Here is a 22,979-nt window from a genome sequence, read left to right as displayed (position 1 = left end):
AAGATGAGAAAAAAGTATCCAACAGATCTAAGCGAAAGGGAATGGGCAAGAATAGAAAAACACTTCAGAGTATCATACAAGAAAGGAGGAAGGCCGCCAAAGTATAGCAAAAGAGAAATATTAGAAGCAATTTTCTATGTATTGCGTACAGGGTGTCAATGGCGGTATTTACCAAATGATTTTCCGCTATGGAAGACTGTGTATGAGCAGTTCAGGCAATGGAAGAAGCAGGGAATTTTTGAGAAAATGAATTATGAAATATAGTAGAAGAAAAATAGGAAGGAATGAGCAGCCGAGTGCCTGTATAGTAGATAGTCAATCTGTAAAGACTACAGAAAAGGGGGGATCAAAGGCTATGATGGAAGTAAAAAAGTAAAGGGTAGAAAAAGGCATATAATTACAGACACTCAGGGTTTTATACTAGGTTGTTACGTAGGCGCTGCTAACGAAAATGATAGAGATGGTATTAAAATAGCATTAAACAATATGAGAACAAAATATACTAAAGTTAAAAAAATGTGGGCTGACATGGGATACCAAGGAAGAAATTTAAAGAATCACATAAAGGAAGAATATGACATAGATATTGAAATTGTTAAAAGGCCTCCATGTAGATTTTGGGTGCACAAAGATACGCCACCTGAGCTACTACCAACAAGAGAACAAGGGTTTAAAGTACAGCCAAGAAGATGGGTTGTAGAAAGGACTTTTGCTTGGGTTAATAGGAATAGAAGGCTATCGAAGGAGTATGATTTACTCACAACATCCACTGAGAATTTCATATACCTAGCTATGAGTAGGGTTATGTTAAAGAGGGAATATGCTTGAATTTACTTGTTTCCGGACAACCTCTAACACTAGCCTTACTTGCTATTAGAACTTCTACTATCTCTTTATGGGCATTTTTAGTAGCCCAATGTAAAGGAGTTTTGCCATCTGTGTTTTGTAAATTAACATCAGCCTCTGCTGCTAATAGAGCATTCACTGCATCTGTATGGCCATTTTTAACAGCCAAATGTAAAGGAGTATCGTAAAGCCAATAATCTCTCACATCAACATCAGCCCCTGCTGCTAATAGAGCATTTATTGCATCTGTATAACCATTTTCAGCAGCCCAATGTAAAGGAGTCCATCCATTTTCACTCTTCGTATTAATACTAACCTTACTTGCTATTAGAACTTCTACTATCTTTTTATGGTCATTTGCAATAACCAAATGTAAAAGAGTCCATCCATAACTCCATAAACCATAACTCGTATTAATATTAAATTCTTCTGCCTCCAATAGAGCATTTACTGCTTTTGTATGGCCATTTTTAATAGCCAAACGTAAAGGAGTTTCTCCATTATCATCTATTGCATCAATATCAGCCCCTTTTGCTAATAAAGCATTTATTGCACCCGTATGGCCTGTTTCAGCAGCCCTATGTAAAGAAGTTTGTTCCTTCTTACTTTTTGCATTAACATTAACCCCCGCCCCCGCTTTTATTAGAGCATTTACTACCTCCTTGTGACCAATTTTGGCAGCCCAATATAAAGGGGTCAGTCCATTCATATCTTTCGTATTAACATCAGCTCCATTTGATATCAGAGCTTCTACTACCTTTTTGCAGCCATCCCGAGTAGCCAAATATAACAATGTAAGTTTAAAAGAGGCAAGACCTGTATATAAGGTGAATTTATAATTTATGTTAAATCTATCATTTTTCCAATCCTGGAATGTACTTAAATCTATCCTCTGTAACCTCTCTTTTATCTTTTCGATTATGTTACTCTGATTTAAATCACCATCAGCATTTACTGCACTTAATATTTTTATCCACTGTTCATATTTCATAACTTTTCTCTACTAAACACTATACAAGCGTTTTACCCATTATTTCAGCAACCGTCAATTTTGCTAACAAATCACGTAAAAATTTGTAGAAAACACTGGACTCCGTAGCATTACAAAAAATCCAATTATTTTCTCCTAAGAAACTCACTCAACTAACTCTTCTTGTTGAACTAATATGTAGCCAAATTCGCTCGCTTTTTTGATCAAATTTTTTACAGTTCTATCTTTATAGCGTGTTTCATAGTATTCCATTCCTTTTTCTACATATTCCTGTCCGTATTTGAGCATACTATAAAATATGCATGCCATTTTTCTTGCAGTAGCTGTTATTGCTTTTGGTGCTCCTAGTCGTTTTTTCAATCTTCTGTAGTATGCACCCAATGCACTTTTACTATTTCCTACAGAATGAGCAGCTATTCGCAAAGCATTTGCAGCACGGTTAATGACTTTACGTGTTCTTGTGTTAAACACTTTTTCCCCTGTAACTTTATTAGCAGGACTGAGTCCCAACCACGATGAAAAGTGCTTTTCTGTTGGCCATTTACTATGGTTTATACCAACTTCTGAAATTATGGTTTGTATACTTAATACATCAAATCCAGGAATTTTAGTGAAATCCATACCAGTTATTCGGTGCAGTTCCTCATACAAAGCAAAGCTTGGCTTACTTTTGCTATTTTTATTCTTTTGCTTACTTAGCTGTTTGCTTTCACAAGACTTTGTTTCAAACGTTTTATAATAGGCTTCAATATTTCTATCACATTCTGCTATTTTTTCTTGATAAATATTATATAGTTCAAATTCTTACTTTAGCGTGAATAAGTGTTCCTCTCTATAGTCACCAGCTAACGCTTTTGCAATAGTAGACTGATCATTTTTCATTCGCACGTCCCTGAATTCTGCCAATTTTTCAGAATCTCTTTCGCCCTCAATTATAGCTTCAATGATTTTCATACCAGTTATCCCAGTAATATGACTAATAACCTTGTGTAATTGTATATTCATTTGAATTAATGCCTTCTGCATACGCAGAATATGTGTAGATGCACTTTCAGTGAGATTTTTGCGTTGCCGCACGTAACTGCGCAATACACACATCTGATTATCTGGCCTAAACGATCCATGAAGCAGTCCGTAGCTAAGCAGTTGTTGGAGCCATTGGCAATCTTGAACGTCAGACTTCCTACCAGGTACATTCTTTACATGCCGTGCATTTACCAATCTTACCTCGAATTTGTATGACTCAAGTATTTGAAATAAAGGAATCCAATATACTCCTGTTGATTCCATAGCTACTGTTGTAACTTTACACTTTTTCAACCACTGTGCTAAGTTATGAAGGTCTTCAGTAAAGCAGCCAAATTTCTGAACGCGTTGTTCATCTCTTCCTTCAGGTACACACACATAGTGTACAGCTGAACCAATGTCTATTCCTGCTGCATTAGGATTCACTATTTCTAATTTACTTTTTGCTTTTTTCATGGTAACTCCTACATATAATTTGTAATAGGGAAACGCTTCAGCTTGGAACGGTTGATAGTACAATCTCCTAACCGAGGTAGTCTAAATGACTCCATCAATGATTTGACCGTTCCTTCCAAAACCATGCTTGCATACGGGCACTTAGGCACCATTGAAAATGTCGGTCATAACTGCAAAGGCGCTCCCTGTACAACTATACTTGAAAACTACTAAAAACTTAAATTTGTGTGTTTCTTTCTGATTTGACAGATTTCGTCTGTTCGATGCTTGCATAACTCTCTGTCATTCTGTTGCTCCTTGTCATCCCGCCGCGAACCGTCATACCGTCACGGTATCTCATCCGCTAACAAGTAACGGGATGACGGTTGTCGTTTATCCATAAATATTTAAGAAATTTACCAAATAAAAAAAAAGGCAAAGAAACCCCGTAGTGCGAGTTTTGACTCTCTAATGCTTTAAATTGGCGCTGTAATAATGTGCTGACGCTTAGTTTAAGCGCGATTTGGCTGAATGTAGAAAAAATTTAAAAGACATGCAGCCGCTATAATTTTATATAATCCGCTAATAAACACCTGAGTTTTTTACTGGATTTTGTTGTTGAGCCCGCGCGGATCAAAAACAAGTTTTGAGTCAGAAATACTCTTAGTGCCATGATAAGGGCGCTGGCGGAGTTTGTCAAGCAACTTTCTATATAATATTTTCTAAAATAAATAGACTTCTCGCATCCAATTTCAGCAGCGTGTGACACACAACTGCAATGACAAGGTGTTGCAAGATAAACATCATATTCACACGAAATACTTGACTTCACTTGTACTAAGAAGCATTTTATATATGTTGTGTGCCCGTAGCTCAGCTGGATAGAGCAACAGCCTTCTAAGCTGTGGGTCGTAGGTTCGAATCCCACCGGGCACACTCTTTTATCAATACTTTCTATAAATCTTCAAGTACTCTGGTACCACATTTTCAATTGCTAATGGTCGAACCTTCATTGTTTCAAGGTCAGCTGACCTTTCGATTGAACTATTCATCATAACTTTCACCTGATCTTGAGTAAGCACAGGGTTCGTATCTCCGGTTATTGGTTTTAATAGCATAGAAATAATTTTATTTTCTAAAAAGAAAGCTATTAACTTTGCCATTGGAAAAGATACATTGATCAACAAACACTTTCTGTTAGTAACATTCAGAATAAACTTCAATAAGCTTTTGAAAGAGTAAACCTTTGGTCCACCCATGTTATAAATTTTCTTGTCTTGCTTATTAAAACTGATAATACGATATACCACTTCAGCTAAGTCTGTTACACATATTGGCTGAAATTTAGTCGTTCCATTGCCAATTAGTGGCAAAAAAGGAAGAATAGTTGCTAATCTTGCAAACTTATTAAAGAAGTTATCTTCCTTACCAAATACAAGGCTTGGCCTAATTATTATTGCTTCTTGAAATGCTGAAGTTACAGCTTTTTCACCTTCCAATTTACTTTGAGCATATTTTGACAACTTGCTATTTTCTATTCCCATAGCAGAAAAATGTATCATCATAGGTACATTTTTCATTTTTGCAGCTTTTGCTATCCTTTCAGCTATTTTAACGTGAACAGCGTAAAAATCGTGCTTTTTTGCTTCATATAATATTCCCACTAAGTTTATAGCTACATCACATTCTTCCATACCCTCCAGAACTGATTTTTCATCAAAAAAATCGCCTTTAAATATTGATATTTGTCCTAAATTGCCACACAATTTTAAACAAGCAGCTTTTTCCTGATTACGAGTAAACACCTTTATCAAATATCCTTCTGCTGCCAAGCGTCTTACGATGTGTTTCCCTATAAACCCCGTTCCACCAAAAATAATTACACGTTTTGTCACAATTAAAGTTCCTAATAATTTATTACTGTAAATTAATATAATGATTTTACTTAATATTCTATTATGAATTCTTGTACAATAAGATCCATTTTCATTCCTCGTGAGCCTTTAACTAGAATTGCGTCATTATTCTGAATAATGTTAGCTAAATCACTTTTCAATTGATTAGAATCATTAAAATGTGCGCCTCTCATATTATCTGGCAAAAGCTCATGCAATTCTAACATAAATTTACCAACTGTATAAACTTTATCTATATTATTTCCTGTGATAATCTTAACCAAATCTGTATGAAACTCTATGCTTTCATCACCAAGTTCCAACATATCACCAAGCAAAGCTACTTTTCTCTGATTAGAATATGTACTCAAAGTTTTTATTGCAGTTTTCATCGAAGCAGGGCTGGCGTTATAGGAGTCATCAATTAAATGTATGTATTTTCCATTGTATTTGATTTTATGAATATTGCCTCTACCTTTCGTTACACTAAAATTCTCAAGTGCAAGTGGTAATTTTGATAAATCAAGTCCTAGACTCCGCACAACCGCTGTAACAGCTAATGCAGAGTATGCAAAATGCTCACCTTGCACACGTAAATTACAGTTTATAATTTGATTATTACTCAGCCTGATTTTTAAACTTAATCTATTAGCAACTCGGTTTGATGTCATTCCAGCGCGTGACGCTGGAATCCAGTCTTTATTATACAACCGTCTGATATGCTCATTTGCAATTGAACTTCCTGGATCCCAGTGTCTGGGCACTGGGATGACAGAAGATAGTGCTGAAATGACAGAAGATTCATCGTTTCTTATTAAGTTTAGTAAACAAACTTCAGCATTTTTATCTTTACCGAAGCTTATTACATTTCTATTGGCGCGTGATGAGAGATAATCATAATATTTATTATCTCTGTTCAAGACCAAAGTACCGTTATTTTTCATACCATACAGAATTTCTAACTTCGCTTGTGCAACGTCAAACAGTGATGAAAAATTTTCAGTATGTGCAGGTTCGATGTTGGTAATAACTGCAATATTCGGATTACTAATCTTTGATAATTCTTTTATTTCACCAACTTTATTCATTCCCATTTCAAGGATTAAGTACTGGCAGTTCTTTGGAGCTTTTAGAATTGTCAAAGGCAATCCTATATTATTATTTAAGTTACCTTCGTTCGCATGGAACACTCCATATTGCGATAAAACAGTGTGCAGCATATCCTTTGTAGTAGTTTTCCCGACACTGCCTGTAATTGCAATAACTTTAGCATCAACAAGAATATTTCTAATATAGTATGATGCCATATCGTGCAAAGCTTTCAGGGTATCTTGTACAATAACGAGAGGAAAATTTTTATATTTACCCTCACTTACTATTGCAGCTACTGCCCCTTTTAAAAACGCTTCATGCAAAAAATTATGGCCATCAAAATTCTTTCCCTTGAGTGCAATAAATAAATCACCTTTTTTTATGCTTCTTGTGTCCGTTGAAATATTTGAGCTATGTATCCAATTATAACCATTTACGTCTCTTCCGCCAGTTGCATCAATGATATTATTTGTGTTCCATTTACACATAATTTAGAGTATTCTTTATAATAAATTGAACAATAAAAGTAGCGAAAATACTACATGTTTTAGACAATGTACAAATAATGGTTGCAATCCCTATAATTCTATCTTATAATGGATATAGAAGTTTAAATTTTTTCGTCTATAATTAAAATGTATTTAGTTATAGAAAGTACCTTGGAGGTATGTATGCCAAAAAACGACCAAAATGAAGAATCTACTTCTATACTAGCTAAAGTAGGAAGTTTTCTAGGTAGAGGTGTAAAGGCTACAGGTCGGGTGCTTGCTCTTGTGCCTAAAGCACTTATTTACCCTATAAAGAAGCCGTTTGCTTCAATGGGTGAAATGAAACATGATGCCACAGTTTCGTTAAAGGAAGCTGTTGGTATAGATGTACCTGAAGAAGAAGAGGAATATGACCCACCCATAGAAACCACACAAGCTAGTAAAAATCTTGGTGTAGAAATAAAAAAACAAGAGAAAGGAAAGGTAAGTTTTTTAGCATCAAGAATTCTGACAGGGGATATACCTTATTTGAGCCCAGAGCAATTAGATAAAATAAAAAAAGATTTACCGAATGTAACTATTTTTAGAGAAGAAAACAAAATTGTAATTGAAGTTGATGTTAAAAAAATAATTGAAGACATTAAAACTGACTCTAAAAATAAAGGAAAGAGTCCAGAGGAGATAAAAAAGCTTGCTCTTCAAGGAATTGCTGATAGCATTAATGGCGACCTTAAGAAGCTGGCAGGAATTACTGGTGGAGAATTTAAAATTCATACAGACTTAAAATTGCTGAATGGTATTGCAGAAAAATTGTATAAGGAATATGATAATCAAAAGCAGTCATCAGACAAAGTTGTGAAGTCTGATGTTGGTCAGCCTTCAGAAACTATAGCTTCAGGTGAGAAAAAATGGGCGCAAGAAGCTATAAAAGCAGGTAAGTCGCAAAGTTGTGGAATGCAAAAATAAGTTATAGGGGAGTATTATGAGTGAAGCTAAAAAAATAGAGGAAAGACATCATAGTCTAACTGTTCCTGGGGATATGTATCACTTACAACCAGGAGTTATTACTGGAAAAAGGGTAAGTGGAATAGAACCCTTTTTGAAAGAACAGCAGGACATGGTAAAAGTAAGGGAACTTGTAAGCTCTTTAAATCTTGAAGATGCTTCTGGTGAAGCGATAAAACCACTATCTACACCTAATGTAGAGAAAAACGAAGAAAGAGGGAAAGGTCGCTCTTAAAATATGAGCAATGAAGTTTATGATAGCGATAACATCTTTGCTCAAATATTAAGAGGTGAGTTACCTTGTGAGAAGGTACATGAAAATGAAAATGTACTAGCTTTTCATGATAAGTACCCTGACGCACCAGTTCATATTTTAGTTATACCAAAAAATCAATATATTTCATATGATGATTTCATTCTAAAAGCTCCTGAAGAGGAAATAGCGGATTTCTTCAAAACTGTAAGAGAGATAGCACACAAATATAATCTAGAAAAAACAGGATATAGATTAGTCACTAACTACGGTGAAAATGGAGAGCAGGTTGTACCACACTTTCACGTGCATATTTTAGGTGGTAAAAAGTTAGGAAAGCATGTAAACTCATAGTGTTATATGTTTTGTTAAATGAGCGAATATTTAACCATAGTAATCTTTATCTGCGTATCAATTGTAGTATCTTTTGCTTTAGGTATATTGCCTATGTTTCTTGCAGTGAGTAAGCCAGATGGTGAAAAGCTTTCCACATATGAGTGTGGCTTCAATCCACTATCCAGTGCAAGGAAAAATTTTGACATTAAATTTTACCTAGTTTCAATATTATTTATAATATTTGACTTAGAAATTGCTTTTCTTTTTCCTTGGGCTGTTTCTTTATCTAAGATAAGCTATGGTGGATTTTGGTCTATGATGGTATTTCTTGCAATACTCACTATAGGTTTTATCTATGAATGGTGTAAAGGTGCATTAGAGTGGGAGTAGTTTATGACAAATCAAATTCTATCTAATGATGACTGGGGTCGTTATAAAAAAGAAGGGTTTCTTGTCACTAAATTTGGTGATTTAACAGATTATGTAATGAATTGGGCAAGGTCTGGTTCATTGTGGCCAATGACATTTGGTCTTGCATGTTGCGCAGTTGAGATGATGCATACTGCATCCAGCCGTTATGATCTTGATAGATATGGTATAATGTTTCGTGCAAGCCCACGTCAATCAGATGTGATGATTGTTGCTGGCACACTAACTAATAAAATGGCAGCAGCATTGCGCAAGGTTTATGATCAAATGGCAGACCCGAAGTATGTTATTTCCATGGGAAGTTGTGCAAATGGTGGTGGTTATTACCATTACTCTTATTCAGTAGTCCGAGGCTGTGATAGAATTGTGCCAGTTGACGTGTATGTCCCTGGATGCCCACCAACCGCTGAGGCGTTGCTATATGGAATGCTATGCCTACAAAACAAAATAAAACGGACTCGGAATGGATAAAACTGCAAAGTATATACAAAAAAAGACCAAATGCGAGTGCATTCAAAAAGATGATGGCATTATTGTAATATATTCAACTTTAGATGAAATTGAAAAGCACCTATTCTTTCTACGTGATGATGAAAAGTGTAGGTTTGAACTATTAGTTGATATTTTTGGGGTTGACTATCCAAATAGAGAGAAGCGCTTCGAGCTAATATACAATCTGCTCAGCATTGTGCATAATATTAGAGTACACATAAAGCTTCAGTTATGTGAAAGCGACATGCCTCCAAGTGTAGCGAAGATATTTAGTACGGCTTTGTGGTTTGAGCGTGAAGTGTTTGATATGTATGGAATAGAGTTTTCTGATCACCCTGATTTGCGTAGGATTCTAACAGACTATGGATTCAAAGGTCATCCAATGTTAAAAGATTTCCCTCTCACTGGTTATGAGGAAGTAAGATATGATATAGAGACAAAAAAGGTTGTGTATAACCCTATAGATTTACCGCAAGATTTTCGTATGTTTGATAGCTTATCGCCTTGGGAAGGTAAAACCATAAAAGTAAATACAAAGGAGTAGAAAATGACAGTACAAAGAAAAAAAATATCTTTAATCGGTGCAGGAAATATCGGTGGAACTCTCACCCATATGATTGCACTAAGGGAACTCGGTGATGTTGTTTTACTTGATATTAGTGATGGAATACCACAAGGTAAAGCACTCGACATAGCAGAATCATCCCCTATTGATGGATTTAATGTCAATATTACTGGCACAAATAGGTATGAAGATATAAAAAACTCCGATGCAATTATAATAACCGCTGGCATCGCTAGAAAACCTGGAATGAGCAGGGATGACCTCCTGCAAACCAATGCTAAAGTAATGAAGGAGGTTGGCGAAAATATTAAAAAATATTCTCCAAACGCGTTTGTAATAGTGGTTACCAACCCTTTGGATGCCATGGTTTCAGTGGTGCATAAATTTTCAAACCTTCCAACTAATATGATTGTTGGCATGGCAGGAGTGCTTGATTCTTCCCGTTTTCGTTACTTTCTTGCAAGTGAGTTAAATATCTCAGTTGAAGATATATCTGCTTTTGTGCTTGGAGGACATGGCGACACTATGGTACCACTAATCAATTGTGCTTCAGTTGCTGGAGTTCCACTTACTCAAATTATCGATATGGGTCTTATCACACAGAAAAAAGTCGATGAAATAGTTGAACGCACTCGCAATGGCGGTAAAGAAATAGTTGATCTGCTTAAGTCTGGATCTGCATACTACGCTCCTGCATCTTCAGCTATATGCATGTTAGAATCATATTTAAAAGATAAGAGGCGCATATTACCATGTGCTGCTTACCTTAATGGTGAATATGGTGTAGAAGATTTGTTTATTGGTGTTCCTGTAATTATTGGAAAAAACGGAATTGAAAAGATCCTAGAAGTTAAAATGAATGATAGTGAACAAGAAATGTTTAATAAGTCTGTAAACTCGGTGAGAGAGCTGGTGAAACTTCTAAGCTAAATTAAGTATCCGTTCAGCGGAGTGGCAAAATAAGGTAGACAAGATAAATCAAAAAATCAAGAAAAAGTGAGTTTACAACAAATGATGTCATCCCAGTGCTTGACACTGGGATCCAGGGGTTTTGATTGGATACTGAGTATAAAAGTAGCTAACCTTATGTTAAAACACAATATTTTTGGTGAGGGGTTGCATTAAAAGCTGAATTCCAGTGTCAAGCACTGGAATGACACAACCATAAAGTGAAACTAGATCCCAGTGTCAGCTACTTGCATAACACCACTTTTGCTTCAATATTTGCATATTAGCCACGCCCTTGAACAGATACTAAATTAATTGCTCTATAGAGTTTCTTTGAGCTTAAGTTTCGTAAACAGCCTAAAAAAGTTGCTTGTGGTTACCTCCGCTACTTGTTCTGGTGACTCATTCCACAACTCTGCCAAACAATCAACAACGTATTTCACCATTGCTGGTTCATTCTTTTTTCCCCTATAAGGCTCAGGTGATAGATATGGTGCATCAGTTTCGACTAAAACACGTTCGCGTGGTACACCTTGTGCAATTCCTCTGAGTAAGCTCGCATTTTTAAAAGTAATGATTCCAGAAAATGAAATATATAACCCCAAATCTATAGATTGATAAGCAAGTTCTTTAGAGGAAGCAAAGCAGTGCATTACTCCACTAAAAGCACCGGCTTTCATTTCTGACCTTAACATATCGATCATCTCATTATCAGCGCTTCTTGTGTGAATAACTAAAGGTAGTCCAGTTATTCTTGACGCTTCTATATGTAATGCAAAACTTTTTTTCTGATTGTCTTTGTTGTCAGATTTATAAAAATCTAACCCGGTTTCACCGATACTAATTACCTTTTGGTTCTTGGTAAATTCAACTAATTCATCAACATGTATACACTCACCGTTTTCTATAGCAGCATCAAGCGGATGTACACCAACAGAGGAGTAGACTTGATCATAAGACGAAGAAATTTTTAATAACTTAGGAACATCGTCAATGCTTACGCATATGTTATGCAAAACCTTTACACCATTTTGCTCTGCCCTTGAAATTACTTTTGGTATTTCATCGTCAGAAAAATAAATCAAGTGGCAATGAGAATCTACTATCATGAGCTTATTGTTGAGGCTTTTATTATAGAAGAAAACTCTTCTATCACTGTTTTATAAACTTCTTTTTTAAATGATATAGCACTGGCTACTAAACTATCTATACCTTGCCAACGCCACTCTTTGAACTCTGGATGACCAGTATAATTAATATCAATGTCCTCATCCTCTCCGCAAAACTTCATTAAGAACCACCTTTGCTTTTGACCAGAATATTTTCCATTCCAGCATATTGGTATAACTTCTTCAGGCAAGTTGTAGTATATCCAATCCTTGCTTTTAGTTATAACCTTTACTTTATTAGTACCAACCTCCTCTAGCAACTCACGTAACGCTGCTTGTTCCAGTTCCTCACCATCATCAACACCTCCTTGTGGCATCTGCCAGTAAGAGCCGCTATCAAAGCGTTTTCCAATGAAGACATGTCCTTGTTTGTTAAATAGCATTATGCCAACACAAGGACGATACTTATCTTTCTGCTCAACCACGAGTACGCTCTGTTTTTAAATGATTTGTTACAGAAGTTTTAATTAATTTTCCATTTTTTTCTTTCTTCATCTCTTCAACAATTTTCTTTGCAACTTCCTTTGCACTCAAGTTCGAGTTATCAATTTCAAGCGAACCCTCAGGTATAAATAGCCTTTTCCCTTCAATTTTCTTTATAGCAAAATCCGGATCAGTAATTTTATTTTCCTGATATCTCTCTTCTGATTGGACACGTCTTACTAGTTTTTCATTATTACAATGTAATACTACAGAAAAAATTTCCATGCCCATTTTTTTACTTAAATTTACCACTGAGTTATATAATCTTTGGTCATAGGAATCACCCTCTATCAATTCATTTGTAAATATATAGTGTTTTGATTTTACGTAGTGTTTTTCCAGTATTGCTAATACATTTTCCCTAACTGCAAAAATTTTTTCCCACAGATCATCTGGAACTTCAGCATCTTGTAATTTAACAATATCAAATATAATATTATTGAATAGATTATTGCTTACTATTACTGCACCAATGATTTTACACAGTTCCTTTGCAGTAGTAAACTTACCACTACCTGGAAAGCCGATTAAGTAGATGAGAGTCTTGCCCATAATGAATACTAGTAAAAAGCTATTCTCAATCATATATAAAATATATATATTGTACATGCTAAAAACATGATGATAAGATAGATGCAGGTAATACCTTTTTAACGAACAATCGCGTTGAAAATAGTTCATATTTAGAAATTTTGAGTATATAATTATAAATGAGTCATATAACCTGTAAACAATGCTTAGCGATATGGAATCGATAAGAAGTACAATTGAAGAGATAATAGATCAAAATAAAGGTCATGATATAGTAACTTTTGATGTGCAGAATAAAACCGTTATTGCAAAATATATGATTATTGCATCTGGTGATTCAAGCCGTCACGTTAAAGCTTTAGCTGAACACGTAATAAAAAGCCTCAAGCCACATGATAAAATAGATGTAGAAGGTATGGATGAAGGCAATTGGGTGGTTTTAAGTTTTCAAGGCATAATGGTTCACATATTCAGGCCAGAAGTAAGGGAGTATTATAAAATAGAAGAGTTATGGAACTGATTGCCTGGGCCATTCAAGTACAACTGTATAAGTATCGCACCTTTAGGATAGCTCCCCAAGAAAAGGTGTCATCCCAGTGCTTGACACTGGGATCCAGAAAACTTAATTATAAACGAGCACACTATACAACGTTTTTGATGAAATTGCATGAAAAACTGGATTCCAGCGTCACGCGCTGGAATGACATCATCATCGATATCTTCAATGACAATGTTCACATATAAAATAACATACTAAAAAGATTATGAAACACAAGTCCGAGTTTTTAAATTTTATCCAAGAAAGAGGGTACCTATACCAATGCACAAACATTGAAGGACTAGATCAGTTATTATTGCAGAGCAATTATATAGTCGCATACATTGGGTTTGATTGCACAGCACCAAGTCTTCATATTGGTCACCTAATGCATATTATGATGTTCCGTCACCTGCAAAAATTTGGTTACAAGCCGATAGTCTTACTTGGAGGTGGCACAACAAAAATTGGTGACCCATCCGGTAAGGATAAAGCAAGAAGCTTCTTATCTATCAAGGATATTAGCGAAAATATATCTAGTATAAAGAAAACATTGGAGAAAATGATATCTTTTGATGATAGAAAGACTGGTGCAGTTATAGTAAATAATGCAGATTGGTTAGATAACATAAAATACATAGATTTTTTGCGTGACATAGGAGCGCATTTTTCGGTAAATCGCATGCTAAGTTTTGATAGTGTGAAAACTAGGCTAGATAGAGAGCAAACCTTAAGCTTCTTAGAATTTAATTACATGTTATTGCAGGCTTACGATTTTACTGAATTAAACAAAAAGTATGACTGTCGTTTGCAGGTAGGGGGATCAGACCAGTGGGGAAATATAGTAAATGGGATTGAACTGGGAAAAAAATTAAACTTGCCTGAGCTGTTTGGCCTTACCACGCCTCTTTTATTAAATGCACAAGGAAAAAAAATGGGCAAAACTGAAAGTGGAGCGATATGGCTCGATGGCAATATGCTAAAACCTTACGATTATTGGCAATATTTTCGCAATGTTGATGATCAAGACGTCGGACGTTTCTTGAGATTGTTCACTGATTTGTCAATTGATGAGATCAAAAAGTTAGAATCCTTAAAAGATCAGGAAATAAATGAAGCAAAAAAAGTTTTGGCAACAGAAGTGACAAAAATATGTCACGGTGACAAAGAAGCAGAACTTGCACAATCTGCTGCAGTCTCTGCTTTTGAGAATGAGGATAGCTCACTACTTCCTGATTACATTATAAAAAAAGAACAAGTTGCAAGCGGCATATCCTTAGTAGACCTACTACATGACACCGGTTTTGAACCTTCAAAAGGCGCTGCAAAGCGTTTAATACAGGGCAATGGGTGCAAAGTTAATGATAATATTATAAATGACATTAACTACATAATAAATCCTGAGAGCTTTAAAGATCAATCATTCATAAAATTATCTGCAGGAAAGAAACGCCATATTAAAGTTATGGTAGATTAGATCTCGAAGTAAGAAAACAAATTTTATACAAGTGAGAAATTAGATATGGAGCAAATTTTCAAAATTCGAGAATTATGTATAAAACAACTGGAAAGGTAGTAGAAAGCGAAATTCTATTATATATAGCTAAAGTGGCTTAGGTTTACCTACAATTTGAAAAACAACAAATTCGTCATTCCGCTACTCGTTAGCGGAATCTATACCGCGAATGAATCCATAACTGTACGGGCATTGCAATTTGGGCCTACCAGGAGGGCAATGCCTCTTATCCAAGTACCCTCTTCTTGTCATCCCAGTGCTTGACACTGGGATCCAGGAATTTTATTAAGTTGGTAAGTATAAAAGTAGCCGTTTTATGTTAAAATACAACGTTTTGATGATTATGAAAAGGCTGGATCCCAGTGTCTGGGCACTGGGATGACAAGGTATAAACCTTATCGTCATGCCGCCGCAGACCGTCATACCGCGATTCATTCGCGGTATCTCGGCAATAGATCCCGCTAACACTTAGCGGGATGACGATTGTCGGTGAACCTAAGTTACTTTAGCCATAAATATTTAAGAAATTTACCAAATAAAAAAAAAGGCAAAAGAAGCCCCATGGTGGTTGGCTATTTACTATGTACTAAAATATCGGCGTTTTTTTTATTCTAAAACGCTTGATTAAGAGCGATTTAGCTGCTTTTAACTTGCAACTAACCTACACCGCAAGTGTTTAAGAAATTTACTAAGCAGGAAAAAAGGCAAAGAAACCCCGTAGTAGCTAGCATTCAAATTCTCCCTTGTCAATTTGACGTTTTTTGCTGTCTTAAACGCTTTGTAAGCGCGTTTCGGCTTATATAGGTAAAAACCTAAAAATTTTTAAAGACATGCGATGCACGTAGTGCGAAAAATTAAACATGAGACGCCAAATACCCTAAGTTTTTTGTCATTAACCTGCACAGATTGCGAAGATAAATAAATAGCTTCACCACCATGATAAGGGCGCTGGCGGAGTTTGTCAAGTGGTTTTTTAGCCACGTTTCCCTGTTATAATGTTCGTTTACTTGACCTAAGATCCAGGAGTATTTAAACTGAACCCTACATAGTACTAAAAATGATAGGAAATCTAAGCGGAATAGTTGATGAAGTGCGTGGTGATCACATAATCCTGAATGTAAATGATGTTGGCTATATGGTGTATCTTTCAGCCAAAACTCTAAATGCATGTTCCATCGGAAGTAGAATCAAATTACTTATCGAAACCTATGCAAATAACAGAGAAAACACTACTCAGCTATATGGTTTTATAAGCAAAGAAGAACAACAGTGCTTGAGGTTGCTAGTTAAAGTAAGCGGTGTTAGCTATAAAACTGCAATGTCAATTTTGAGTAAATTAACTCCAGAACAGCTATTTTTGGCAATTATGAATGAAGATAAAGTAACACTCAAGATGAGTGGACTTGGCCTGAAACTCATAAATCGAATCATCACTGAATTAAGTGGCAAAGTGAGTAAACTAGAAATAAATAACAATAATTTTCATCCAATCAATGAAGATGCACTTTCAGCATTGATCAATCTTGGGTATGAAAAAATGAAAGCTTATGATACGATAAAAAAAATACAAGACAAATCGTCAAACCTGGACACTAAGGATATTATTCGCATGGCGCTTAAAACACTATGAAATCAATATCGTGCGATAAAGAATATACTGAAGATGTGCGCAATATCAACATCAGGCCTGAGCAACTTGATGATTTTGTCGGGCAAAAAGACTTAATACAAAATTTAAAAGTGTTTATAAACGCTGCACAGACGAGAACTGAAGCCTTAGATCACGTCTTATTGTACGGTCCTCCAGGGCTTGGCAAAACAACTTTAGCACAAATTGTTTCTAAAGAATTAAGAGTTAGCTTTCGCGCAACTTCTGGTCCTTTACTTAGTAAAGCTGGGGACTTGGCTGCAGTGCTTACCACTTTAAATGCAAAAGATGTTCTATTTATCGACGAAATCCATAGATTAAATCGCAGCATCGAAGAAGTTTTATATACTGCTATGGAAGATTTTTGCTTGGACATATTAGTAGGTGAAGGTCCATCTACTCGCACTTTAAGGATAGATCTACCACCATTTACGCTAATTGGAGCAACTACACGGCTTGGATTACTTTCTGCGCCACTCAGAGATCGTTTTGGCATTCCTTTGCATCTTGAGTTTTATTCTTTTGAGGAGCTAGTCGATATTATAAAAAGAGGCGCAAGAGTTCTTTCTGCTGAAATTGAAGAGGGTGCTGCACGGGAAATTGCCTGCCGTGCGCGCGGTACTCCAAGAATTGCTTTGAGGTTACTCAGAAGGATAAGGGATTTTGTTGAAGTGAAAGATGATAAAAAAATCACTTATGAAGTCGCTGATTCTGTATTGCTAAAATTGGGTGTAGATAAAATGGGACTCAATAAACTTGATGTGCATTATCTAAGATTTTTATTCAACACCTCAGGACCTGTTGGAATTGACACTATATCTATTGCGCTATCTGAAGATGCCGGCAATATCGAAGAAACAGTGGAACCTTATTTAATCAAAATTAGTTTTGTAAAGCGCACACCAAGAGGACGCGTTCTAACCGACCAAGCAAGGGAGTATTTGAGCTTCCAATATTAAACACCATAATTAAATATTGGCTAATTGAGATAATGCTCGTATGTTGACATTTGTGTGTTAATAATAATGGAGGCATATATGTTAAATAGTACTGAAACTGTAATTCAAATTAAAACTTCTCCATTTCGTACTCGCTAGTTATGCTATTCTAACTAATTAAGCTACGGTTTGGGTAATAGGAAAAAACTGGATTCCAGCGTCACGCGCTACCCTATGGGTGCTGCTCGCGTATATTCTCTCTTTCACCATCTCAGTGTTTCTTTCTTATTATGCCAGTACCATTTTCTTGTCATTCAAGTAGCTACCCTTCTTGTCATCCCAGTGCTTGACACTGGGATCCAGAAATTCTTAAACTGAATTCTATATAGAACCTCAGAACAAAAATAAAAAATGGGTAGCACAATACTACCAAGAAATTTCTACGAGCGGCCGACCTTAACTGTAGCTGGAGAGTTATTGGGAAAAGTCCTCAAATTTTCTAACTTTAGTGGAATAATAACCGAAGTTGAAGCCTATATAGGAATGAGTGACCCAGCTTGTCATGCAGCTAAGGGTTATACTAACCGAACCTCAGTAATGTTTGGTATGCCGGGGTTTTCATATGTGTACTTTATATATGGAATGTATTACTGTTTAAATATTGTAACAGAAGCAGAAGGGTTCCCAGCAGCAGTGTTAATACGGGGATTAAAGCTCATTGAACCGCTTGAGGCAAATTTAGGTGGGCCAGGAATATTGTGTAAAAGATTAAATATTACAAAAGAACATAACAAACAGGACCTTACTATAAGCCACGAATTTTGTGTTTATGAATCTTACCTCAAACCAGATTATATTTGCACCCCGAGAATCGGAATTAGTAAAGGCCAAGAGAAATTTTGGCGGTTTAAGATTTTCTAAACTTAAGACCTTGCGTAGACTATTTGCCAATCGGATAATCACCAGTGAAACAAGCATCACAATATTGTGGTGTAGCATTGTTACGCTTTTCTGCTTTAACAGCCTGATATAGTCCATCAATACTCAAGAAGGCTAGGCTATCTACTCCTATAACTTCCTTAATTTCCTCTACAGATTTATTTGCAGCAATTAAATCTTTGCACTCTGGCGTATCTATTCCATAAAAACAAGAATGCTTAATTGGTGGGCTTGAAATTTTGAGGTGAATCTCTTTTACTCCTGCATCCTTTAACATAACTATTATATTTGTTAACGTACTACCACGCACTATACTATCATCTATTAAAATTATGTTTTTACCTTTCAAAATGTGCTTATTAGCATTGAATTTTAATTTTATTCTAACTTTACGTACTTCAGCGGTTGGTTGTATAAAAGTTCTTCCTATGTAATGATTACGAATTATTCCCAGTTCCATAGGTAACCCTGAATGCTTTGCATATCCAATAGCTGCAGGTATTCCAGAATCAGGTATTGGTACAACCATATCCATATTGTTTTTTGGTGGGCTCTCTTCTGCAAGTATTCTTCCTATTTCTTTTCTTATATCATATATGGACCTATTCTCCATTATGCTGTCTGGTCTTGAAAAATAAACGTATTCAAAAATACAAAAACTTGATTTTTGCTGTGGGAAAGGAAATGCTGAAGCTAGATTACCATTTCGATCAATGGTGACTAACTCACCTGGTTCTATTTCTCTAACAAACTCTGCATTTACTATATCAAGAGCACAAGTTTCAGATGTAAGAACATAAGAACCGTTTAACTTCCCTAAAACAAGAGGCCTGATTCCAGACGGATCACGTACTCCAATAACTACTTCTTGATTGATTGCCACAAAAGAATAAGCACCTTGTATTTGCTTTAATGCATATATAAAACTCTCTAAGAAGCTATCTTTTTCACCGCTTGCTGTCAGATGCACTACTACTTCTGTATCAATATCTGACTGAAAAACGCACTCTTGTTTAATTAATTGTTCGCGTATTGGAGAAATATTAATTAAATTACCATTATGTGCTATGGCAAAATCCCCAAATTTGCCACTTTTGCCAAGCATGGGCTGCACTCCAAACTTATTACCACTTGTTGAGTATCGAACGTGACCTATTGCACAATCTCCAGGTAAGGATTTCTTTATTTCATCTATATCATCAAATACGCTGCTCACTTGACCTTGAAAGTGATAAGAGTGCAGCTTATCGTTGTTACTGGTTACTACACCAAAAGACTCTTGACCTCTATGCTGCAAAGCGTGGAGAGCAAGTATAGAGTTAAAAGCAGCACTTTGGTTGCAACTTATGCCAAATACCCCACACTCCTCACGCATTTCATCTAGCATAAAAACTATTAAGTAAAGTTTAATTTTACTTTAGCATAGGTAAAATACAAGCATTTTGTTGTTCATCTGCTTTTATTGCTAGCAATAGCCCTATACATATTAAGCTTGCAGCAGTTGTACTTCCTCCATAGGACAGAAATGGCAATGGGTCGCCTATTACAGGTAAGAGGCCCATTGTCATTCCGATGTTTATAAAGAAATGAGCACTAAAAAAGGCAAAAATGCCGATAGATACCGACTTAGAAAAATAATTTTTTGACCTATAAGCAATAGAGAGCATTATAGCAAGCAATGTAGTATAGAGTAAAATTAAAGCCATGCTACCTAAAAATCCCCATTCCTCACTCAGCACTGCAAAAGCAAAATCTGTACGTTTCTCCGGCAAAAATCCAAGTTGAGTTTGACTTCCGTTAACAAAGCCCCTACCAAGCAAACCTCCTGAACCAATAGCTATTTGAGATTGCTGCGCATTATAACCTATTCCAAGTGGATCCACTGATGAATCCAAAAATGACAATATCCTTTGCTTGTGATAAGGACGTAAAAAAGGCCAAATAGCTGGTACTGCAAAAATGCCAAGCGTTCCACATATTATCGAATGAGATCTTTTTATTATTGCTGTGAATATAATTGACATCCCTATAAATAACATTATCATAGCTGTGCCTAAATTAGGTTGCTTTAACACCAAGAACACGGGTAAGAAAATAATTATAAGTGCCTTAAGCAATCTTTTAAATTCCATCATTTTATACATACTCTGCTTATCAAAATAGCGAGCAAGCGCAAGTATTAAGCCTACTTTTGCAAATTCTGATGGTTGCAAACTAATTGATCCAATTCTTATCCACCTTGTTGCACCCATTATGTGTGAGCCAAAAAAATTTACTGCTAATAGTGAAATCGCTGCTGCTGTATAAAAAAAGTAGGCGTACTTCAAATAAAAATCTAGCTCTATGAATGACATAGCTATAGCGAGTAGGAAAAAGAAGGAAAATATGACCAGTTGGTGAATCGCAAATGGCACCCACTTTCCTCCAGCAGAAGAGTATTGAACAACAATGCCAACGCAAAACAGCGCTATCACGTTAATGACTAATAACCAATGAATCTTCTTCAGCCTACCCACAATAAAGACCTTATAACCTTAAAGTACAGTAAAATATGAAACAAAGATAAAAATCAAAAAACCAACTTCTCAACTACTAACCGAATTGGAGTGCTATATATTCCAGTTACTACTGTTAAAGCTGCCATAAACAATAGACAGAAAAGCATAGGAAATGGCACATCATTAATTTTGCCTAGTGTCATTCTAGTGCGTGACGTTGCATCATTTTCAAAATACATTTTCTCTACCATCTTCCACATGTATATTAGTGCAAGAAAAGAACCGGCAGCAAAAGCTATCAGGGAAATCCACGCGCGAGATTCGATAATTGCTTTCATTATATACCACTTGCTTACAAAGCCATTTGTTAAAGGCACACCGATTAATGCTAAACTGAGTAGAGTGAACGCAAGTGCTGTATAAGGCATTGATTTCTTGAGTCCCGATAAATTCTCTATTTTTGTTGTATCAAATTTGTAAGAAATACATCCTGCAGCCATAAATAAAGATGTTTTTATTATGCTGTGGTTTACTATGTGAAGAATTGCTGCAAATACACCTGTTTTTGAGTTAAAACTCAGTGCTAAAATTATATAACCAATTTGGCTAATACTAGAGTGAGCAAGCAGTCTTTTTATGTCTTTTGCGGTTATTGCAAATATCGACCCAAATACAATAGCGCAAAGTGCGAGGATAATTATCACATTGTCCAGTAGCGGCTTAAACAAGAAAAAATTTTGATGAAAAACAGTATAAAAGATTCTGATGAAAACATATATCATCACTTTTGTCACTGTGCCTGAAAAGAATATGCTAATGAAACTTGGCGCCTCACTATATGCATTAACCAGCCACCTGCTTAATGGAAACAGTGCCATTTTGATTGAGAGACCAACAAAAATGAACAACGTGCCAAGTTTTATGATGTTGTTATCGTATAATGGAACTATTCTTTCAGCCATGTCAGACATATTGAGCGTTCCAGTCATTGAATACAAGAGCCCGATGCCAAATAAATAAAATGTTGCACCTATTGTTCCACTAATTAGATATTCAAATGCTGCAACCAAGGCTTTTTTATCCCTTCCCATTGAAACTAATACATAAGAAGAAAGAGATGAAATTTCCAAGAAAACGTAAAGGTTAAATATGTCGTTTGTTACTAGAATCCCGAGCAGTCCGCTTAAGCACAGTAGAAATAGAGAGTAAAAACCAGTGATTTTGTTTTTGCTAATCTCTTTTTCGTTAATATAAAAGCTATAAAGCACACTAATCAGCGCTATAAAATTCACTAGGGTTAGAATTAAGGAATTTAACACGTCGATTCTTAACTCTATTCCATACGGAGGAGCCCAATTTCCAAGGTGATAAGTTATAATTTCACCTTTATATGTTTTAATGAGTAGTATTGATGAAATGATAAGAGTGATTGTTGTTGCAATAAAAGAAATAAACCAAGATACCTTGTGTTTCTTGGCAAGAAAGCAAAACATTGATGCAATTATTGGGATAATAACTTGTAAGATTGGTAATTGCATTAAATTGTTGTTAATATATCGTTAAAGTATTAGTATATATAATACTTTTTGTTTTAATACCCTTATGTTATCTAAAATTTGTAATGCAATAAAACGCCTATTACGAAGAGAAGATAAATTTGTAGGAAGAGATGAAAATGGAAATTCTTACTATGAATCAAGTAAAGGAAAAAGGTGGGTTATGTATAGCAGTGTTTCTGAGCCTACAACAGTGCCTCCGGAATGGCATATATGGCTTCACTATACTGATAATGTAGTACCAGTTAATAATAAAAAAAGAAAAGTAAAACATACTCCTAATTTAACGGGTACAAAAGATGCATACTATCCAAACCAAAAAGTGAAAAATTACTATAAAAGCTGGAGTCCTGATAACTAAA

The 22,979-nt window shown here is 35.6% G+C and carries 25 protein-coding genes, 1 tRNA gene and 2 pseudogenes; 17 read left to right on the top strand and 11 right to left on the bottom strand.

Annotated elements, in window-relative coordinates; translation table 11 throughout:
* The first annotated feature begins 3 nt into the window (after positions 1 to 3).
* A pseudogene (locus AAGD70_RS07215) lies at positions 4 to 828 on the top strand (IS5-like element ISWpi1 family transposase).
* Here AAGD70_RS07215 and AAGD70_RS07210 read toward each other — a convergent pair.
* Together AAGD70_RS07210 and AAGD70_RS07205 are read right to left on the bottom strand one after the other, a co-directional pair.
* A complete protein-coding gene (locus AAGD70_RS07210; RefSeq protein WP_065095450.1) occupies positions 803 to 1,837 on the bottom strand; it encodes an ankyrin repeat domain-containing protein in 1,035 nt (344 codons plus the stop codon). The pseudogene AAGD70_RS07215 and the gene AAGD70_RS07210 overlap by 26 nt on opposite strands.
* 144 nt (positions 1,838 to 1,981) lie before the next feature.
* Positions 1,982 to 3,319: pseudogene (locus AAGD70_RS07205) on the bottom strand (IS110 family transposase).
* Between the two features lie 841 nt (positions 3,320 to 4,160).
* Here AAGD70_RS07205 and AAGD70_RS07200 point away from each other — a divergent pair.
* Positions 4,161 to 4,234, top strand: a tRNA-Arg gene (locus AAGD70_RS07200).
* A gap of 8 nt (positions 4,235 to 4,242) precedes the next feature.
* Here the strand turns inward: AAGD70_RS07200 and AAGD70_RS07195 are convergent.
* Both AAGD70_RS07195 and AAGD70_RS07190 read right to left on the bottom strand, forming a co-directional pair.
* Positions 4,243 to 5,193 (bottom strand): complex I NDUFA9 subunit family protein, encoded by a 951-nt coding sequence (locus AAGD70_RS07195; protein ID WP_065095379.1) that lies wholly within the window; start codon positions 5,191 to 5,193, stop codon positions 4,243 to 4,245.
* 50 nt (positions 5,194 to 5,243) lie between these two features.
* Complete coding sequence (locus tag AAGD70_RS07190) at positions 5,244 to 6,773, bottom strand: UDP-N-acetylmuramoyl-tripeptide--D-alanyl-D-alanine ligase (RefSeq protein ID WP_065094898.1); 1,530 nt, start codon at positions 6,771 to 6,773, stop codon at positions 5,244 to 5,246.
* 183 nt (positions 6,774 to 6,956) lie between these two features.
* On the opposite strand from AAGD70_RS07190, the gene AAGD70_RS07185 reads away from it, so the two are divergent.
* The 8 genes from AAGD70_RS07185 to AAGD70_RS07150 all read left to right on the top strand — a co-directional run bounded on the left by AAGD70_RS07185 (position 6,957) and on the right by AAGD70_RS07150 (position 10,978).
* The gene (locus tag AAGD70_RS07185) at positions 6,957 to 7,739 is read left to right on the top strand and encodes a hypothetical protein (protein ID WP_065094897.1); all 783 of its coding nucleotides are present in this window, start codon (positions 6,957 to 6,959) and stop codon (positions 7,737 to 7,739) included.
* A 16-nt stretch (positions 7,740 to 7,755) separates the two neighbouring features.
* Positions 7,756 to 8,013: a hypothetical protein gene (locus AAGD70_RS07180; protein WP_006279579.1), complete on the top strand. Its 258-nt coding sequence runs from the start codon at positions 7,756 to 7,758 to the stop codon at positions 8,011 to 8,013.
* A gap of 3 nt (positions 8,014 to 8,016) precedes the next feature.
* On the top strand, positions 8,017 to 8,385 hold the full coding sequence (locus AAGD70_RS07175) for an HIT domain-containing protein (protein WP_015589394.1): 369 nt from the start codon (positions 8,017 to 8,019) through the stop codon (positions 8,383 to 8,385).
* Between the two features lie 18 nt (positions 8,386 to 8,403).
* Complete coding sequence (locus AAGD70_RS07170; RefSeq protein ID WP_006279576.1) at positions 8,404 to 8,757, top strand: NADH-quinone oxidoreductase subunit A; 354 nt, start codon at positions 8,404 to 8,406, stop codon at positions 8,755 to 8,757.
* A gap of 3 nt (positions 8,758 to 8,760) precedes the next feature.
* Positions 8,761 to 9,267 carry a NuoB/complex I 20 kDa subunit family protein gene (locus AAGD70_RS07165; protein WP_006279574.1) on the top strand — a complete coding sequence of 169 codons (507 nt, stop codon included), beginning with the start codon at positions 8,761 to 8,763 and terminating at the stop codon, positions 9,265 to 9,267.
* A complete protein-coding gene (locus tag AAGD70_RS07160) occupies positions 9,260 to 9,832 on the top strand; it encodes an NADH-quinone oxidoreductase subunit C (protein WP_007548576.1) in 573 nt (190 codons plus the stop codon). Before AAGD70_RS07165 ends, AAGD70_RS07160 begins: the two co-directional genes overlap by 8 nt.
* A 3-nt stretch (positions 9,833 to 9,835) precedes the next feature.
* On the top strand, positions 9,836 to 10,783 hold the full coding sequence (mdh, locus tag AAGD70_RS07155) for a malate dehydrogenase (RefSeq protein WP_065094896.1): 948 nt from the start codon (positions 9,836 to 9,838) through the stop codon (positions 10,781 to 10,783).
* A gap of 66 nt (positions 10,784 to 10,849) precedes the next feature.
* On the top strand, positions 10,850 to 10,978 hold the full coding sequence (locus AAGD70_RS07150; protein ID WP_255356241.1) for a hypothetical protein: 129 nt from the start codon (positions 10,850 to 10,852) through the stop codon (positions 10,976 to 10,978).
* Positions 10,979 to 11,121: 143 nt separating this feature from the next.
* Here AAGD70_RS07150 and AAGD70_RS07145 read toward each other — a convergent pair whose 3' ends face one another.
* The 3 genes from AAGD70_RS07145 to AAGD70_RS07135 are packed head-to-tail and all read right to left on the bottom strand — an operon-like array spanning position 11,122 to position 13,005.
* Positions 11,122 to 11,910, bottom strand: a complete 789-nt coding sequence (locus AAGD70_RS07145) for a TatD family hydrolase (protein WP_065094895.1) — start codon at positions 11,908 to 11,910, stop codon at positions 11,122 to 11,124.
* A complete protein-coding gene (locus tag AAGD70_RS07140) occupies positions 11,907 to 12,353 on the bottom strand; it encodes an RNA pyrophosphohydrolase (protein WP_065095380.1) in 447 nt (148 codons plus the stop codon). Before AAGD70_RS07140 ends, AAGD70_RS07145 begins: the two co-directional genes overlap by 4 nt.
* A 34-nt stretch (positions 12,354 to 12,387) precedes the next feature.
* A complete protein-coding gene (locus AAGD70_RS07135) occupies positions 12,388 to 13,005 on the bottom strand; it encodes an AAA family ATPase (RefSeq protein WP_065094893.1) in 618 nt (205 codons plus the stop codon).
* A gap of 181 nt (positions 13,006 to 13,186) precedes the next feature.
* Between AAGD70_RS07135 and rsfS the strand changes: the two genes are divergently transcribed.
* Positions 13,187 to 13,504 (top strand): ribosome silencing factor, encoded by a 318-nt coding sequence (rsfS, locus tag AAGD70_RS07130; RefSeq protein WP_065094892.1) that lies wholly within the window; start codon positions 13,187 to 13,189, stop codon positions 13,502 to 13,504.
* A gap of 68 nt (positions 13,505 to 13,572) precedes the next feature.
* On the opposite strand, the gene AAGD70_RS07125 is transcribed toward rsfS, so the two are convergent.
* On the bottom strand, positions 13,573 to 13,722 hold the full coding sequence (locus tag AAGD70_RS07125) for a hypothetical protein (protein WP_167347162.1): 150 nt from the start codon (positions 13,720 to 13,722) through the stop codon (positions 13,573 to 13,575).
* 26 nt (positions 13,723 to 13,748) lie between these two features.
* On the opposite strand from AAGD70_RS07125, the gene tyrS reads away from it, so the two are divergent.
* The 5 genes from tyrS (at position 13,749) to AAGD70_RS07100 (ending at position 18,545) form a co-directional block, all read left to right on the top strand.
* The gene (tyrS, locus tag AAGD70_RS07120; protein WP_065094891.1) at positions 13,749 to 14,999 is read left to right on the top strand and encodes a tyrosine--tRNA ligase; all 1,251 of its coding nucleotides are present in this window, start codon (positions 13,749 to 13,751) and stop codon (positions 14,997 to 14,999) included.
* 1,096 nt (positions 15,000 to 16,095) lie between these two features.
* Positions 16,096 to 16,668: a Holliday junction branch migration protein RuvA gene (gene ruvA, locus AAGD70_RS07115; RefSeq protein ID WP_065094855.1), complete on the top strand. Its 573-nt coding sequence runs from the start codon at positions 16,096 to 16,098 to the stop codon at positions 16,666 to 16,668.
* Positions 16,665 to 17,645, top strand: coding sequence for a Holliday junction branch migration DNA helicase RuvB (gene ruvB, locus AAGD70_RS07110; RefSeq protein ID WP_065094854.1), 981 nt, complete (start codon positions 16,665 to 16,667; stop codon positions 17,643 to 17,645). Before ruvA ends, ruvB begins: the two co-directional genes overlap by 4 nt.
* Positions 17,646 to 17,813: 168 nt before the next feature.
* The gene (locus tag AAGD70_RS07105) at positions 17,814 to 18,002 is read left to right on the top strand and encodes a hypothetical protein (RefSeq protein WP_156518019.1); all 189 of its coding nucleotides are present in this window, start codon (positions 17,814 to 17,816) and stop codon (positions 18,000 to 18,002) included.
* 33 nt (positions 18,003 to 18,035) lie between these two features.
* A complete protein-coding gene (locus tag AAGD70_RS07100) occupies positions 18,036 to 18,545 on the top strand; it encodes a DNA-3-methyladenine glycosylase (protein WP_065094853.1) in 510 nt (169 codons plus the stop codon).
* Positions 18,546 to 18,564: 19 nt separating this feature from the next.
* On the opposite strand, the gene purF is transcribed toward AAGD70_RS07100, so the two are convergent.
* Genes purF through AAGD70_RS07085 form a run of 3 tightly spaced genes read right to left on the bottom strand, consistent with a single transcriptional unit; the run spans position 18,565 to position 22,599 of the window.
* The gene (purF, locus tag AAGD70_RS07095) at positions 18,565 to 19,950 is read right to left on the bottom strand and encodes an amidophosphoribosyltransferase (protein WP_065095367.1); all 1,386 of its coding nucleotides are present in this window, start codon (positions 19,948 to 19,950) and stop codon (positions 18,565 to 18,567) included.
* Between the two features lie 25 nt (positions 19,951 to 19,975).
* On the bottom strand, positions 19,976 to 21,079 hold the full coding sequence (gene rodA, locus AAGD70_RS07090) for a rod shape-determining protein RodA (protein WP_065094851.1): 1,104 nt from the start codon (positions 21,077 to 21,079) through the stop codon (positions 19,976 to 19,978).
* A gap of 53 nt (positions 21,080 to 21,132) precedes the next feature.
* A complete protein-coding gene (locus AAGD70_RS07085) occupies positions 21,133 to 22,599 on the bottom strand; it encodes a proton-conducting transporter membrane subunit (RefSeq protein ID WP_065094850.1) in 1,467 nt (488 codons plus the stop codon).
* Between the two features lie 64 nt (positions 22,600 to 22,663).
* Between AAGD70_RS07085 and AAGD70_RS07080 the strand changes: the two genes are divergently transcribed.
* On the top strand, positions 22,664 to 22,978 hold the full coding sequence (locus tag AAGD70_RS07080; RefSeq protein WP_007548590.1) for an NADH-ubiquinone oxidoreductase subunit NDUFA12 family protein: 315 nt from the start codon (positions 22,664 to 22,666) through the stop codon (positions 22,976 to 22,978).
* Position 22,979: the final 1 nt, after the last annotated feature.

Origin of the sequence: Wolbachia endosymbiont (group A) of Nomada flava (assembly GCF_964027055.1) — a bacterium.
Classification (GTDB): domain Bacteria; phylum Pseudomonadota; class Alphaproteobacteria; order Rickettsiales; family Anaplasmataceae; genus Wolbachia; species Wolbachia pipientis.
This window is presented reverse-complemented; position numbering and strand designations above follow the sequence as displayed.

Bases quoted from the DNA above. Each gene is read 5' to 3' on its own strand.
- rsfS (WP_065094892.1), top strand. From the start codon at position 13,187: ATGCTTAGCGATATGGAATCGATAAGAAGTACAATTGAAGAGATAATA.
- ruvA (WP_065094855.1), top strand. From the start codon at position 16,096: ATGATAGGAAATCTAAGCGGAATAGTTGATGAAGTGCGTGGTGATCAC.
- AAGD70_RS07210 (WP_065095450.1), bottom strand. From the start codon at position 1,837: ATGAAATATGAACAGTGGATAAAAATATTAAGTGCAGTAAATGCTGAT.
- AAGD70_RS07100 (WP_065094853.1), top strand. From the start codon at position 18,036: ATGGGTAGCACAATACTACCAAGAAATTTCTACGAGCGGCCGACCTTA.
- AAGD70_RS07175 (WP_015589394.1), top strand. From the start codon at position 8,017: ATGAGCAATGAAGTTTATGATAGCGATAACATCTTTGCTCAAATATTA.
- AAGD70_RS07180 (WP_006279579.1), top strand. From the start codon at position 7,756: ATGAGTGAAGCTAAAAAAATAGAGGAAAGACATCATAGTCTAACTGTT.
- ruvB (WP_065094854.1), top strand. From the start codon at position 16,665: ATGAAATCAATATCGTGCGATAAAGAATATACTGAAGATGTGCGCAAT.
- AAGD70_RS07165 (WP_006279574.1), top strand. From the start codon at position 8,761: ATGACAAATCAAATTCTATCTAATGATGACTGGGGTCGTTATAAAAAA.
- AAGD70_RS07135 (WP_065094893.1), bottom strand. From the start codon at position 13,005: ATGGGCAAGACTCTCATCTACTTAATCGGCTTTCCAGGTAGTGGTAAG.
- purF (WP_065095367.1), bottom strand. From the start codon at position 19,950: ATGCTAGATGAAATGCGTGAGGAGTGTGGGGTATTTGGCATAAGTTGC.
- tyrS (WP_065094891.1), top strand. From the start codon at position 13,749: ATGAAACACAAGTCCGAGTTTTTAAATTTTATCCAAGAAAGAGGGTAC.
- AAGD70_RS07140 (WP_065095380.1), bottom strand. From the start codon at position 12,353: ATGCTATTTAACAAACAAGGACATGTCTTCATTGGAAAACGCTTTGAT.
- mdh (WP_065094896.1), top strand. From the start codon at position 9,836: ATGACAGTACAAAGAAAAAAAATATCTTTAATCGGTGCAGGAAATATC.
- AAGD70_RS07190 (WP_065094898.1), bottom strand. From the start codon at position 6,773: ATGTGTAAATGGAACACAAATAATATCATTGATGCAACTGGCGGAAGA.
- AAGD70_RS07085 (WP_065094850.1), bottom strand. From the start codon at position 22,599: ATGCAATTACCAATCTTACAAGTTATTATCCCAATAATTGCATCAATG.
- AAGD70_RS07145 (WP_065094895.1), bottom strand. From the start codon at position 11,910: ATGATAGTAGATTCTCATTGCCACTTGATTTATTTTTCTGACGATGAA.
- AAGD70_RS07160 (WP_007548576.1), top strand. From the start codon at position 9,260: ATGGATAAAACTGCAAAGTATATACAAAAAAAGACCAAATGCGAGTGC.
- AAGD70_RS07170 (WP_006279576.1), top strand. From the start codon at position 8,404: ATGAGCGAATATTTAACCATAGTAATCTTTATCTGCGTATCAATTGTA.
- AAGD70_RS07080 (WP_007548590.1), top strand. From the start codon at position 22,664: ATGTTATCTAAAATTTGTAATGCAATAAAACGCCTATTACGAAGAGAA.
- AAGD70_RS07185 (WP_065094897.1), top strand. From the start codon at position 6,957: ATGCCAAAAAACGACCAAAATGAAGAATCTACTTCTATACTAGCTAAA.